General features: G+C 40.7%; 9 protein-coding genes. 5 read left to right on the top strand and 4 right to left on the bottom strand.

Translation table 11 applies throughout. The features are described from left to right. The first annotated feature begins 36 nt into the window (after nucleotides 1-36). Together AC59IL_RS04825 and AC59IL_RS04820 are read left to right on the top strand one after the other, a co-directional pair. Nucleotides 37-777, top strand: coding sequence for an SDR family oxidoreductase (locus AC59IL_RS04825; RefSeq protein ID WP_496550957.1), 741 nt, complete (start codon nucleotides 37-39; stop codon nucleotides 775-777). A gap of 24 nt (nucleotides 778-801) precedes the next feature. Continuing rightward, nucleotides 802-1719 carry a helix-turn-helix domain-containing protein gene (locus tag AC59IL_RS04820; RefSeq protein ID WP_496550956.1) on the top strand — a complete coding sequence of 306 codons (918 nt, stop codon included), beginning with the start codon at nucleotides 802-804 and terminating at the stop codon, nucleotides 1717-1719. Nucleotides 1720-1729: 10 nt separating this feature from the next. Here AC59IL_RS04820 and AC59IL_RS04815 read toward each other — a convergent pair whose 3' ends face one another. Together AC59IL_RS04815 and AC59IL_RS04810 are read right to left on the bottom strand one after the other, a co-directional pair. Next, a complete protein-coding gene (locus AC59IL_RS04815) occupies nucleotides 1730-3670 on the bottom strand; it encodes a T9SS type B sorting domain-containing protein (protein WP_496550955.1) in 1941 nt (646 codons plus the stop codon). 268 nt (nucleotides 3671-3938) lie between these two features. Then, nucleotides 3939-4607, bottom strand: a complete 669-nt coding sequence (locus AC59IL_RS04810; RefSeq protein ID WP_496550954.1) for a BON domain-containing protein — start codon at nucleotides 4605-4607, stop codon at nucleotides 3939-3941. A 342-nt stretch (nucleotides 4608-4949) separates the two neighbouring features. Between AC59IL_RS04810 and AC59IL_RS04805 the strand changes: the two genes are divergently transcribed. The 3 genes from AC59IL_RS04805 (at nucleotide 4950) to mgtA (ending at nucleotide 9840) form a co-directional block, all read left to right on the top strand. Further along, nucleotides 4950-5444, top strand: coding sequence for a hypothetical protein (locus AC59IL_RS04805; protein WP_496550953.1), 495 nt, complete (start codon nucleotides 4950-4952; stop codon nucleotides 5442-5444). Nucleotides 5445-5548: 104 nt separating this feature from the next. Next, nucleotides 5549-7252, top strand: coding sequence for an alpha-glucan family phosphorylase (gene glgP / locus AC59IL_RS04800; RefSeq protein WP_496550952.1), 1704 nt, complete (start codon nucleotides 5549-5551; stop codon nucleotides 7250-7252). 44 nt (nucleotides 7253-7296) lie between these two features. Beyond that, the gene (gene mgtA, locus AC59IL_RS04795; RefSeq protein ID WP_496550951.1) at nucleotides 7297-9840 is read left to right on the top strand and encodes a magnesium-translocating P-type ATPase; all 2544 of its coding nucleotides are present in this window, start codon (nucleotides 7297-7299) and stop codon (nucleotides 9838-9840) included. A 61-nt stretch (nucleotides 9841-9901) separates the two neighbouring features. Here mgtA and AC59IL_RS04790 read toward each other — a convergent pair whose 3' ends face one another. Beyond that, nucleotides 9902-10906, bottom strand: coding sequence for an MlaD family protein (locus tag AC59IL_RS04790; RefSeq protein ID WP_496550950.1), 1005 nt, complete (start codon nucleotides 10904-10906; stop codon nucleotides 9902-9904). Between the two features lie 7 nt (nucleotides 10907-10913). Further along, nucleotides 10914-11684: an ABC transporter ATP-binding protein gene (locus AC59IL_RS04785; protein WP_496550949.1), complete on the bottom strand. Its 771-nt coding sequence runs from the start codon at nucleotides 11682-11684 to the stop codon at nucleotides 10914-10916. Nucleotides 11685-11690 lie beyond the last annotated feature (6 nt).

Genomic DNA, 11690 nt, shown 5'->3' with positions numbered 1-11690 from the left:
TCATGGATGAATTTTGTAGTTCTAAACAATATGGTTATGAACAATCAAATTAAAGGTAAAGTAGTAGCTATTACGGGGGCAGGCAGTGGCATTGGGAAAGCAATCGCACTGGAACTGTCAAAACTTGGAGCCAGGGTGGTATTAGGAGCCCGGCGAACAGCGCCATTGGAAAAAATCGCAGCAGAGATCAAACATGCAGGAGGCGAAGCGATATGCCTGGCTACAGATGTGAGTCATAAAGCTGATCTGGCACAACTGGTAGATGCGGCCGTTGAACAATATGGCCGTTTGGATGTTATGATCAATAATGCCGGCGTTGCACAGCTTAACCGGATCGACGCATTGGATATTGAAGGCTGGGAAGAAATGATTGACATTAACCTGAAAGGTGTGCTCTATGGAATGGCGGCAGCCATACCCGCCTTCAGACAACAGCAGTCGGGGCATATCATCAATATCATTTCCACTTCAGGCATAAAGATTGTACCAACACAGGGAGTGTATGCCGCTACAAAGAATGCCGTTCGTACTTTGACGGAAGCTTTCAGGCAGGAGTCAGACGGTACCATAAGGATAACGGGTATTTCTCCGGGAATGGTAAGAACGGATTTCTCCAATAATATGAAGGATCCTGAAGCCCGGGCGGCCATTGCAGAAAAAATGGAGCAACTGGCCATCGGTCCTGAAGCCATTGCCAATGCAGTGGTTTATGCCATCAGCCAGCCTGCAAACGTAGAGGTGGGCGATATTGTGATCCGCCCGGCCCGACAGAATTAAATTAACCTGTCAAAACCTTTATGCATGAGCGATTTAATGTCGGACCACTACCCCATCAGAAGCATCTCTGAACTGATGCGTTATCTTAACCAGCCGGAACCTTTACATCCACTGATTGCCCTGGTAGATTACAGCCGGGTGCAACCGGAAACATTTGAAAAGGGAAAGAAGATCGTTTTAGATCTATACAAGATATCGTTCAAAACAACATTCAGCGGACAGGTAAAATATGGTCAGGGGCATTATGATTTTGAAGAAGGCGGTTTAGCATTTCTAAAGCCCAGGCAAATCGTCACCGCTTCAGATGATGACCTGAGTTATGAGGGCTATGCACTTTTCTTTCATCCTGATTTTATCAGGAACTATCCATTGAACGATGTCATAAATTCCTATGGCTTTTTTTCATATTCCGTTTCAGAGGCGCTATTTCTGTCGGCTAAAGAAAAAGCGATTATCCTTAATATATTCGGGACTATAGGCGCGGAACTGGAGAATAACATAGACCAATTTAGTCAGCACATTCTCGTATCACAAATAGAACAGTTATTGAATTACAGCAACCGGTTTTACAACCGGCAGTTTATTACCCGAAAAGCCGTAAACAATGAGATCATAACGTTGCTGGATAAGTTACTAAAAGCGTATTTCGAGGAAAGTAAAGGTTTGGAAAACGGTCTGCCTTCTGTGCAGTATGTCAGCAACCGGTTGCAATTATCACCCCGGTACCTCAGTGACCTGCTTCGATCGCTGACCGGGCAAAATACGCAGCAGTATATTCAACAAAAAGTGATCGAATACTCCAAAGACCTGCTTAGTTCAACTTCGCTTTCAGTAGCTGAGATAGCTTATCAACTGGGTTTTGAACATCCGCAGTCATTCAGCAAGCTGTTTAAAGTGAAAACCAGCTGCTCGCCTTTAGCATACAGAAAGTCGTTTAATTGATCGGGATCCATCACCGGATCAGCATCAGCGGCCCTTTCAATATTCTTTTGCCGTTATCGATATTGATCAGGTAAACATATGTGCCGATAGGTTGATCGGCGCCATTAAATTTTCCATTCCAGCCTGTATTGGTATTGCGCGTTTGAAAAACGAGCTGTCCATAGCGGTTGAAAACACGCACTTCAAAAGAAGACAAGGCACTTAATGCAGGAATATTCCACGAATCATTGATGCCGTCTTTATTAGGCGTAAACGCATTGGGCACAAAAATATCTTTGTACACAAAAACATGCATGGTGTCGGTTGCAGTACCACAGCCCAACTCCGAAATAACTGTAAGCGCATAGTCTGTACTAATTGCGGGCGTTACCACCGGGTTCAGCAATTGAGCATTGGTTATATTCAATACAGGCGACCAGTAATAATGAATATCATGCCCTTCTGCTACGCCTTCGAGTTGAGCGGCACTACCCTCAAAGATCGATTTATCGGGTCCTGCATTGGCATAAGGCTTTTTGGTTACATTTACTGTAACCATTGCTGTATCGCTACAGGAAAACTCATTATATACGGCAACTGTATAATTCACTGTATCTGTTGGCCTGGCAACGGGCCTGTCAATGCCTGCCGAGGATAAACCGGTAGCCGGTAACCATTGATAGTGTATGCCTCCACTGGCTGTTAATTGCACCGAATCGCCCTCGCATATGTTGGAAATGGCAGGCCCTGCAGCGGCCAGCGGCGCCGGATTAACAGTAACCATAACTGAATCCCTGTTCATGCAACCGCCTGTACTGGTAACCGTTACATAATATTTTCCCGATTGCTCAGGTTGCACATCATTAACAGACACAGTTGGCAGGGCTGATGTAAAGCTGCCCGGTCCTGTCCATTGATATTGCGCGCCACCCGTTGCAGTAAGTATGAGGTTGGCGCCTGCGCACAGGGGTGAATTGCCGGATATAGTAGTGGTCACATTCGTGTTAATAGTAATGGATATAGGTTTAGAAGTTGTTCTGCAAACGGTTGAACCTATATTACTGCTTTCGACTGCGGTCAGCCGGTACAGATAGGTGCCTGCCATCATAGTGGAGGGAAAATCTTTGGCAAGGGTTGTGGTGGTGGCGCCGGGAATATCTACCCAGCCACTCCCATTGATATTTTGCTGCCATTGAAGAGAAGGATTGGCATAACCCGCCAGTATTGTACCGGTAAAACTATAGGAATGAGCTTCTCCTTCGCAAAAAGACTGACTGTTGGAAGAAAGGCCAACAATAGATGCAGTAATATCAGGGCCACAGGGCCGTAAAGTAATATCATCCAGGGCAATATCATTACCACAACCGCCTGGTGCATTGTTCACCATGCGCAATACAACTTCTGTTAATCCAACCGGGGTAGTAAAAAAGAAGCCAACCTGTTGCCATGAAGGGCTGGATGTTGGAGGAATATTACCGGTATTATATGTTGACAAAACAGTGCCGTCTGTTTTTTCGATAGTAAATGTAAGATTGGGTTGTATGCCATTGCCTGAACAGGCAGTTGGTTTATGTATATTGGCTATCCATGCAGCAAACTCAAAAGTTGTATTACTGCAAAGTCCCCGAACTGTTTCCAAATAAAAAGCCCCGGGCTGATAGGTTGCGTTAACAAGCATAAAATAACCATTTGCATTGCCGGTATGATCGGCCGAAAGGGAATGCCATTGATTATAAAAACATCCGGAGGTACTGTTGCGAACTGTATAAAAACCATCGTTGGGGCAATCGTTCGCTACATACTGGTAGGAGGTGGTGGCAGCGGCCAGTGGCTGTCCCGGATTGGCGCCTGAGCCAAATGTAATATTCACAATGGGATCGCCAAGGCTGCCCTTACAAAGCTGGGCATTTGTTGCCTGAAAAAAAAGTAAGATCATTACTGTAATAGCAGGTACACTACAAACCGGTTGCATAGGCATTTTTAAACGGGAAAAATGGTTATAACCGGATATTCAATGGACAGTTTCCTTAACCTCATAAAGAAGACAATGTGTTCGTTCTGTGAATTTACGCAGTAAATGCTGATAAAGTGGAAATGATTTATATACATGCTAATAATTATAATATGTGAATAAGTAAGCTTGTTGGTATGTTGATCATAATAAAAATGCTGTTCCGTAAAATACAGAACAGCATTTTTCCTGCATGGCTTAGCCATTATCTGAGTTTAGATACTTCAGACTAATAAGCAAAAGCTTCTTCTTCCATTACCAGGTTATTTACAACACTGGTTACACCTGGCGCCGACCAGGCGGCCTTTTCTGCATCTTCGCGTTCGGCAAATGAACGCACAGTTCCGTTGAGTGTTATTGTGGTCCCATCTGTTGTAACAGAAATTTTTCCTGAATCAATGGTTGCACTGCGAATAAATGCATCTGTAATTTTTCGTTTAACGTTATTAGGTTTAACTAAAGGCTTTATAATTACATAATTGTTTATTCTTCGTACACCTGCCAGCGTTTCAACAGCACTTTGGGCCGCGTTGCGCTGGTATTCCCATTCCACTTCTCCCTCGAGCGAAACTACACCGTCTTCAACCAGTACTTTTATTTTTTCATCAGGTATTGTTGTGTTCCATTTTAATGCAAATACCACGGCTTTTGCAATTTCAGTATCTGTTTTTCGAAAGCCGGGAGAAACACCTACCTGTATAACTTCTGCAACAGCTTTAACACCGGCTATTTTTTTAGCCGCATCTTCTGCCGCAATTTTTTTTGAATAGGTATCGACAATACCTGAAAGCGTAACTATTCCGTTTTTAACAGCTACACCTATTTCCGCAGCATTTAAACCGGGTTCCCAATTAAGCTGCTCAATCACATCATTCTGAATCTGGATATCGCTTTTCATTGTGTAAATTTTAAGGTTACAAATAAATTAAAAAGCATCCTGTGCAAATAATCTTCAAATGTGGGTATATATCAATGCTTACAATACAGCCATGTAGAATTTATAGGGAAGGAAATATCATATTAACCAAATTACGTAGTATGCTAAAGCGAAACAATGATCAAAATCAGCCTCAGCACTGATTGAAGCCACTTAGGGCAATGCCTGGTTTGATAAATTCAGCTTTTAAGTGTTAATGGTGACAACAATCCTAAGCAGGTTTGATCTGCGTCACAAAAATAAGCCCTCAAATCATGTAGCTTTAAGGAGCAAATAATATTTATAACCCTCAAAGCATTTAACATGAAAAAGTGTTTCGCCAGGTTAAGTGTATTTACGATATTAACACTTGCCGCAGGAAATCTGCTTGCCCAGGATACTATTCCATATAAAACATTGCCGCCGGTTATTATTACTTCCACCCGTACAAAGGTGCCCGACAAGGTTTGGACAAACTTTCAGAAATATTTTGCAGATGCCCATAATCCTCAATGGTATGAACTCAATAAAAAGTACCTGGTAAAATACATGACAGAGGATAAAAAAAACCAGGCAGTATTTACAAAAAAGGGAAAATTGGTATATAATATCAGTTATGGGTATGAAAAAAACCTGCCCGAGGACATCAAAAAACAGATTAAGGGTGCCTATTATGATTATAATATCACAAGGGCCATTAAAGTAAGTCAGAATAATAGAGAGATATGGGTTGTAAACGTTGAAGACGCGAAGAACTTTATTTTAGTGCGCCTCGAAAATGGTGAAATGGAAGAAGTAGAAAGATATAATAAGTCATAGAATTTTTATTGATTTCGGGATCTTTAAATAATGCCAATCGTAAGATCAGTAAAACCTCTTTAGTTCTTATCTGCCTGTTAATTTTTCAAATTTAAAAGGTAAATATGAAATTCCCCTTTCATCACCCTTATCAGGTTGCTTCTGAATATTCCATTCCCGTTGCCTATTTCTGCATGGAGTATGCTATACATCAGCCGTTAAAATTGTATGCAGGCGGCCTGGGTTTTTTGGCCGGCTCACATATGCGTAGTGCATTCGAATTAAAACAGAACATGGTAGGCGTTGGTATTTTATGGAAATATGGCTACTACGACCAGATACGAAAAAGCGATCAGTCGATGGATGTTTTGTTTGAGGAAAAGGTTTATGGCTTTTTAAAAAAAACGGACATTAAATTTACCATCCAGGTTTCAGGTCACGACGTATGGGTTGCGGTGTATTATCTTCCGCCGGAAGTATTCAATACTGTACCGGTTTTTTTATTGACTACAGATTTGCCTGAAAATGATTATCTCGCCAAAACCATTTCGCACAAATTATACGATGCCAATCCTGAAACACGCATTGCAGCTGCCATATTATTAGGTATTGGAGGAGCTAAATTATTTGAATTTTTGGATTGGAAGCCGGAAGTGTATCATTTGAACGAGTCGCATGGATTGCCGCTTGCATTTTATCTCTATAACCAGTATAAAGACATTAATGAAGTCAAAAAAAGACTGGTGTTTACAAACCATACACCTGAGCAGGCTGGTAACCCGGAAACAGATTTTCTATTACTTGAGAAAATGGGATTTTTTTGTGGTATACCTGTTACAGAAGTACGGATGATCACCGGGATAGAAGACCGGAGATTGAACCATACATTAACCGCACTACGGTTATCAGGTATTGCAAATGCTGTATCTAAAATGCACTTGCAAACATTAAAGGAAATGTGGAAAAAATACAAGGATGTTTGTCCTATAATATCGATAACAAATGCGCTGAATTTTACATATTGGGCTGAGCCCGGAATGTATAAAGAAATTGAGAAGAATAATATATCCGGCTTACAACAACTGAAATGGTTAGGGAAGAAAGAACTATTTGAAATTGTTGCTGATCAAACAGGAGAAATATATGATGAAAAAGTGCTAACAATTGTTTTTGCCAAACGATTTGCAGGATACAAACGCGCTGATTTGCTCTTATACGATATGGAAAGATTTAACAGGATTGTAAATAATACCGAAAGGCCAGTACAGATTATATGGGCCGGCAAACCATACCCAATGGATTATACAGCCATAGGAATTTTTGATAAAATCGCAAACATAACTAAAGGATACAAAAACTGTTCGGTGTTGGTTGGATATGAAATAAAACTCTCTAAGCTACTAAAAAAGGGAGCCGATGCATGGCTGAATGTGCCCCGGTTAACACATGAAGCATCCGGAACCAGTGGGATGGCTGCAGCAATGAACGGAGCTGTAAATATAGGTACGCCCGACGGCTGGTTCCCTGAATTTGCGACAGATAAAATAAACAGTTTTATAATTCCACCTGCATCATTAAACCTGCATGAACATGAACAGGATGCAATTGAAGCAGGTAACCTGTATGATTTATTGGAGAAAGAAATCATACCCATGTTTTATGATTACCCCTCCAGATGGTTGTCGATTGTTAAAAACAGTATGCAAAATATTATACCCTATTTTGATAGCAACCGTATGGCAGCCGAATACTTTCAACAGTTATATATACCAAATATGCAGAGTGATATTGAAAAATATGCTAAAGAAAAAAGTACAGGAGATCATTAACTTCGATACACCATTATCAGATTAAAATAGTATTCAGCTCTTAAATGAACAATCAACAATTTTCTTCGGCGCCTATCGATCAATTGTTTGTACAGCTTCAAACCTCTGAAAAAGGATTGCACCCTGCCATTGCTGCTGAAAGGATTAAAGCACAGGCCAAACTGTTTAAAACTCCAGGCCGGTATAAGAAAGTAATAAAGTTACTGGTTCGACAATTTACAAATCCGTTGGTATTACTATTGGTAATTGCAGTGATCTTATCTGCCATTTTAGGCCAATCTTCAGATAGTTTTATTATTCTTTTCATTTTGCTGGCAACAGGCTTGCTGGGTTTCTGGCAGGAATTGAATGCGGGCAGGGCAATGGAGCAATTGCGTAAATTGACCGAGACAAAACATACGGTATTGCGTGATGGCCGGCTATTGCAATTACCAACGCAACACGTAGTTCCGGGTGATATATTATTGCTGGATGCCGGAGATATTATTCCTGCAGATTGTCGTATTATCGAAAGCAACGACCTGCATATTAATGAAAGCAGTTTAACAGGAGAATCGTACCCCGTTGAAAAATCAGCCGGTCAACTGGATAACACTTTGCCATTGAGTAAAAAGTATAACTGCCTGTGGCAGGGAACAAACGTAATCAGCGGAAACGCTACAGCGATGGCTGTGCATACAGGCAACGAAACAGTTTTCGGGCAAATGGCTCATAGTCTTATCGAAACTCCTGAAACAGCATTTGAAAAAGGAATAAAGCATTTTGGATTTTTTCTTTTAAGAATTACAGTTATTCTTTCGCTCGTAATCCTGCTTTCAAATCTTTACTTTAAAAAGCCTTTTTTCGATGCTGTTTTATTTTCGCTGGCCGTCGCCGTTGGCATGGCGCCGGAACTACTGCCGGCTATCATGACGTTTGCAATGGCCGCAGGAGTTAAAAGAATGCTTAAGAAAAAAGTGATCGTAAAAAAGCTTTCGAGCATTTTTAATTTCGGAGAAGTGAATGTTTTATGTACCGATAAAACAGGCACTATTACGGAAGGGGTTGTTACAATAAAAGACATTGTTGGTGCAGATGGAAAAACAAGCGACCGGCTGCGTTTATATGCATTCTTAAATTCCGCCTTTCAAAAAGGTTTTACAAATCCCATTGACCAGGCCATTGTTTCATTAAATATACCAGCAGAAGATTATGAAAAGATTAATGAAATTCCTTATGATTTTATACGAAAGCGGCTGAGTGTAGCTGTTAAAAAAGGACCGAAACGCTTTTTTATCACTAAAGGAGCATTTAGCAATATATTGCAGGTATGCAGTTACATAGATCCCGGTAATGAAAACCCGCAACCAATTGAGGATTTGACACGAAAGCAACTTGAAAATGACTTCATTGTTTATAGCCGGCAGGGGTACCGGGTTTTAGGGCTATGCTACAAGCCAATACAAACTGATAAAATAATAAGGGACGATGAACGGGAGATGATCTTTCTGGGATTCATCCTGCTTGAAGACCCACTGAAAGAAAGTTCCCTTTCTTCTATTCAGCGGCTGGAACAATTGGATATTGAAGTAAAAATTATTACCGGCGATAACCGTTTTGCGGCTTTTCATGCGGCGCAAAATATTGGCATGAAAGACCCGGTGATATTAACCGGTGAAGAAATGGACAGATTATACCCGGAAGCGCTGGTTGTAAAAGTTAAGCATACAAACATCTTTGCAGAAATTGATCCGCACCAGAAAGAAATTATTATTAAAGCACTTCAGAAATCACATCTCACAGTAGCTTATATTGGCGACGGCATTAATGATGTAGCGGCTATTCATGCGGCCGATATTGGAATATCAACCAATAATGCCGCGGATATTGCTAAAGAGGCTGCAGATTTTGTTTTGCTGGAGAAAGACCTGTCTGTTCTGGCAGACGGCATTCATGAAGGCAGAAAGTCATTTGTGAATTCCATGAAATATATCTTTATCACCACAGGGGCTACGTTTGGCAACATGTTCAGCATAGCCGGCGCTTCTTTATTCCTTCCTTTTTTGCCTATGCTGCCGAAACAAATCCTGTTAACCAATCTTGTTACCGATCTTCCCTTTTTGACAATTGCATCAGACTATGTGGATAATGAAGAATTGGCCAGACCCGGGAAATGGGATATCAAATTGATCCGCAGGTTTATGATTGTTTTCGGCTTACACAGTTCGCTTTTTGATTTTATCACCTTTTATGTTCTCTATATTTATTTCGGGCTTTCAAATGCGTCGTTTCAAACAGGATGGTTCCTTGAATCAGCCATCACCGAAATACTGATTCTTTTTGTAGTGCGAACAAAAAAACCTGTTATAAAAAGCAAACCAGGTAAATTATTACTTGTTACAGCATTATCAGCAATTTGTATAATCATATATCTGCCGTTTTCGCCTTTTGCTACTCTATTGGGATTTTCCATTGCACATGTACAACAAATAATCGCCATTGCCCTGATATTGCTTGTTTATATAATTACAGCCGACCTGTTGAAAATTGTTTTTTTCCGGCAAAACCAAAAACCCGGGATACATGGGTACCAGCGGTTCCATAAATAGTACTTATCGTATGAAGTAAACTCTAATCAACAGCCATTCAATTTCTATGCTCCCTACCCAACTACTGTACTGCAACAGTTTGCTTCCCTGCTTTTTGTTTTTGCTTTTCGAGTTTCCTAAAATATCCGCGGAACAGGAAATTATGTTTCAGCGCCTCCATATTCTGGCTGAAGGCATCTGTACCTTTCTGAATATTATCCAGGCTGCTGCTTATTTTTGTTACCATCGAAGAATCTTTCAGCAATGCATTTACAGGTCCTTTACCTGTATTTACATCTCGCTGTACATTGGCTATTACCGAATTAAGGGCAACAGCCAGTTCATCGGCCCTGTCTCCTACTCCTTTTATTTTTATAATTGCATCATTCAGGTTCTTTGCAAAAGCAGTATCGGTAAGCACTGCACCCACCGATCCCTTTCCATTTTTAACGCTACTGATGATAGATTGCAGATCATTTGTTATAGCCGAAGCACGTGCAGTGGCTAATTGTACATTGGCAGCAGAAACTCTTATATTTTGCGGTAAAGTTTCGTCATTTAAAATTGTCCATAAAGCCGTACTGTTATTTATACGTTGTACGGTTACTTTTAGTTGTGCTGCAATAACCGCCACATCCTGGTTGGTTTTAGATAAAATCTGCACCATATCATCGGTACTAACAGCTTTACGGGTGTTTAATATCGATCCTCCGGTAACGAGGGGCGCCGGTGTTCGTTCAGGAGAAATATTTATCACCTTGTTACCCATTAATCCATCTGAGCCAATTGAAACAATGGCGTTACTACGGATAATTTTTTTCATCTTATCATCTACTACCATTATTACTTCAATCGAGGTATCACTCAGTATATTTATCCGTTTTATGGTTCCTATTTCAATACCGGAAAACCTTACATTATTGCCCGGCACAAGGCCCTGTACATTTTCAAACTGTGCTTTTAAAACGAATGATGGTCCAAATATATTCTTGTTTTTCCCGATCATATAAAGCAGTAGTATGAGGAATAATAATCCCGCAACTACAAATACACCCAGTTTTATTGTATTGATTGCATTCTTTGCCATAAAATAATTATTCAAAAAACTGTTTTACTTTAGGATCATTGGATTTTCGTAATGTTTCATATGTTCCCTCCGCATAACAATGGCCATCTACAAGTACCACTACCCTATCGGCTGCCAAACGCACACAAGTCATGTCGTGCGAAATAATCAGGGAAGATGATTTATATTTTTTCTGTATGGCCACTATCAGTTGTATAATTTCTTTTCCGGTTACGGGATCAAGGCCGGTAGTTGGTTCGTCGTACAAAATGATATCGGGTTTAAGAATGAGCGTTCGCGCCAGTGCAATTCTTTTACGCATTCCCCCCGATAACTCTGCCGGCATCATATTTACCGTATGCGCCAAACCTACATCATTCAATGCTTCCTGCACCATTTTATCTACTTCCTGCTGTGTAACCTGTATCCAGTGACGACGCAAAGGAAACTCCAGGTTTTGGCGCACGGTCATAGAATCGTACAGGGCATTGCTTTGAAAAAGAAAACCAACCTTGGCACGTATCTTATCGAGGTCTTCGTGATCCAGGTCGGGAATATTTTTTCCGAACATTTCAATGGCGCCTTTATCCGGCTCAAGCAAACCAATGATACATTTAATTAAAACCGATTTTCCTGAACCTGATTTGCCCAGCACCACCAGGTTTTCGCCTTTACCAAGGGTAAGATTGAAATCTACCAATACGGCATTGCTTCCAAACGATTTATACAGGTGTTTAACAACCATCACTTCCTCTGCACTTTTCTTTTTTGTTTGTTGTATGACTAATTGTTCTTCCACTCACTT

The sequence above is a fragment of the Niastella sp. sgz303648 genome (assembly GCF_059587045.1).
The sequence above is the reverse complement of the archived record's forward strand: the minus strand, read 5'-3'. Positions and strand labels throughout refer to the sequence as shown.

What these genes read in the sequence shown, in the direction of transcription:
- AC59IL_RS04825 (WP_496550957.1), top strand. Translation starts at nt 37, where the DNA reads ATGAACAATCAAATTAAAGGTAAAGTAGTAGCTATTACGGGGGCAGGC.
- AC59IL_RS04815 (WP_496550955.1), bottom strand. Translation starts at nt 3,670, where the DNA reads ATGCAACCGGTTTGTAGTGTACCTGCTATTACAGTAATGATCTTACTT.
- AC59IL_RS04805 (WP_496550953.1), top strand. Translation starts at nt 4,950, where the DNA reads ATGAAAAAGTGTTTCGCCAGGTTAAGTGTATTTACGATATTAACACTT.
- AC59IL_RS04790 (WP_496550950.1), bottom strand. Translation starts at nt 10,906, where the DNA reads ATGGCAAAGAATGCAATCAATACAATAAAACTGGGTGTATTTGTAGTT.
- AC59IL_RS04810 (WP_496550954.1), bottom strand. Translation starts at nt 4,607, where the DNA reads ATGAAAAGCGATATCCAGATTCAGAATGATGTGATTGAGCAGCTTAAT.
- mgtA (WP_496550951.1), top strand. Translation starts at nt 7,297, where the DNA reads ATGAACAATCAACAATTTTCTTCGGCGCCTATCGATCAATTGTTTGTA.
- glgP (WP_496550952.1), top strand. Translation starts at nt 5,549, where the DNA reads ATGAAATTCCCCTTTCATCACCCTTATCAGGTTGCTTCTGAATATTCC.
- AC59IL_RS04820 (WP_496550956.1), top strand. Translation starts at nt 802, where the DNA reads ATGAGCGATTTAATGTCGGACCACTACCCCATCAGAAGCATCTCTGAA.